This is a genomic window from Massilia genomosp. 1 (assembly GCF_011682185.1).
In the GTDB taxonomy this organism is placed as follows: Bacteria; Pseudomonadota; Gammaproteobacteria; order Burkholderiales; family Burkholderiaceae_D; genus Telluria_A; species Telluria_A rubra.
Window position 1 is genome coordinate 1 of sequence record NZ_WHJF01000292.1, and the last position, 1,279, is coordinate 1,279.

Here is a 1,279-nt window from a genome sequence, read left to right on the forward strand (position 1 = left end):
TTCATGGTGTGGGCGTTTTGATTAAGCGTTAGAACTAAATCATGCCAGAAATGGGCGCCCACTCCCACCTTTTCGCTTGCGCTGCCAAGCAATTTTCATCCGTTCCGCTAGTTTTGCAAGAGGCTCCATATAGATCAAAATCTAAAGATTTAATTTGTCTATCAGTTACGGTGAATTCATACTCTTTTTCAATAACCACGTTGTTTGGATTAGTCTCAAAAGTATCCCACTCTAATCTAGGATGATTGAGTTTTCCCGAAAGGTGTATAGGGCACTCGGCTCCACATTCCTTATATTTCACAATAAAGTAGTTCTTTTCAGTCATAACAATCTCCCTGTAATTACATCAACAACGAATGTTCCCTTGATGAGCTCCTCTCTTGCCCACTTTTGAATTTCTCCTATCCCTTCTTTCAATTATTTCAACGGCACCGCACGAAATTTTACATTCAAATCTTCGCATGTTTCCAAGAATTTTCTGGACACAAATTTTGTTTGAAGTCCATATAGATCAAAATCTAAAGATTTAATTTGTCTATCAGTTACGGTGAATTCATACTCTTTTTCAATAACCACGTTGTTTGGATTAGTCTCAAAAGTATCCCACTCTAATCTAGGATGATTGAGTTTTCCCGAAAGGTGTATAGGGCACTCGGCTCCACATTCCTTATATTTCACAATAAAGTAGTTCTTTTCAGTCATAACAATCTCCCTGTAATTACATCAACAACGAATGTTCCCTTGATGAGCTCCTCTCTTGCCCACTTTTGAATTTCTCCTATCCCTTCTTTCAATTCGTTATTTCCGATCAGTCCAGCATCGAATCGATCGCTCAAAATTGAAACTTCATTCTTTATCGCGGCTGTGTACTGGTTGTGATTAGACCAATGTCCAGGAAGATTCATTGTTTTTGCAAGCGCTGAACTACCTGGTAGAAGAATGCCGTTTGGTGCTCCATCATCCTTAAATCCCAAACTACGCAACCTATCGAACATCGCCGAATAGTTGAAGTCGCCCATGATTTCCTCAGGAATAAGATGGTGGTTTTGCATACCATCGCCCGGTTTTGCGCCAATATTTCTCCCAAGTGCGGTGGAGCACCATCCCAACGGGTCCATCCACCCAGTTGGATTCGGCGCATACGCATACATGTTGGTGATTAGCGCTGATCTTCAGCATAACTGAACTTTGGTCGCCGTTACGTGTCCAACCTTGCATATGCGTGCGCGGTGGCGCAGGCGGGAGAAGATTATGGCGACGATGAATCGGGTTCAGTTTC

General features: G+C 42.1%; 3 protein-coding genes. All 3 read right to left on the reverse strand.

What is annotated here, in order from left to right:
* Positions 1–34: 34 nt before the first annotated feature.
* Positions 35–325, reverse strand: coding sequence for a hypothetical protein (locus tag F1735_RS33655; protein ID WP_167241361.1), 291 nt, complete (start codon positions 323–325; stop codon positions 35–37).
* Between the two features lie 92 nt (positions 326–417).
* Entirely contained in the window at positions 418–702 is a 285-nt protein-coding gene (locus F1735_RS33660; protein ID WP_167241363.1) for a hypothetical protein, read from the reverse strand.
* Positions 699–1,151: an AHH domain-containing protein gene (locus tag F1735_RS33665; RefSeq protein ID WP_229506094.1), complete on the reverse strand. Its 453-nt coding sequence runs from the start codon at positions 1,149–1,151 to the stop codon at positions 699–701. The genes F1735_RS33660 and F1735_RS33665 overlap by 4 nt, the downstream gene beginning before the upstream one ends.
* Between the last annotated feature and the right edge of the window lie 128 nt (positions 1,152–1,279).

Excerpts from the sequence above, each read along its gene's own strand:
- F1735_RS33655 (WP_167241361.1), bottom strand. The coding sequence starts at position 325 with ATGACTGAAAAGAACTACTTTATTGTGAAATATAAGGAATGTGGAGCC.
- F1735_RS33660 (WP_167241363.1), bottom strand. The coding sequence starts at position 702 with ATGACTGAAAAGAACTACTTTATTGTGAAATATAAGGAATGTGGAGCC.
- F1735_RS33665 (WP_229506094.1), bottom strand. The coding sequence starts at position 1,151 with ATGTATGCGTATGCGCCGAATCCAACTGGGTGGATGGACCCGTTGGGA.